The following is a 614-nucleotide window of genomic DNA, read 5'->3' as shown; positions in this document are numbered from 1 at the left end:
CGGCGGCTTGCGCGCCGTGAAACACTACCTGCAACGCGCAGCCGTACAGGGCTCACCGACCATGCTGGCGGCGGTCACCGGCGAGTACGTACGCGGCGCCAAGGTCATCGAGACCGAAGTGCACCCGTTCCGCCGCTTCTTCCAGGACCTGCAGATTGGCGAATCGCTGCTGACCCACCGCCGCACCGTCACCGAGGCCGACCTGGTGAACTTCGGCTGCCTGTCGGGCGATCACTTCTACATGCACTTCGATGACATCGCCGCCAAGGAATCGCAATTCGGCAAACGCATTGCCCATGGTTACTTTGTGCTGTCGGCGGCGGCCGGGCTGTTTGTGTCTCCGGCACCGGGGCCGGTGCTGGCGAACTACGGGCTGGACACCCTGCGGTTTATCAACCCGGTGGGCATTGGCGACACCATCCAGGCGCGGCTGACCTGCAAGCGCAAGATCGACCAGGGCAAGAAGAGCCCCCAGGGCATTCCGCAAGGCGTGGTGGCGTGGGATGTGGAGGTGACCAACCAGCTGGGTGAGCTGGTGGCCAGTTATGACATCTTGACGTTGGTGGTCAAACGCGAGGAGTGAGTGCTGAGACCAATGTGGGAGCTGTCGAGCC

1 protein-coding gene is annotated in these 614 nt (G+C 63.5%); it reads left to right on the top strand.

The genetic code is table 11. From position 1 onward, the window contains the following. Positions 1-583: MaoC/PaaZ C-terminal domain-containing protein (locus HX846_RS24380; RefSeq protein ID WP_256739879.1), on the top strand; the 583-nt coding region annotated here is incomplete at its 5' end. Positions 584-614 lie beyond the last annotated feature (31 nt).

The sequence above is a fragment of the Pseudomonas sp. K5002 genome (assembly GCF_013386655.1).
Taxonomy (GTDB): Bacteria; Pseudomonadota; Gammaproteobacteria; order Pseudomonadales; family Pseudomonadaceae; genus Aquipseudomonas.
This window is presented reverse-complemented; position numbering and strand designations above follow the sequence as displayed.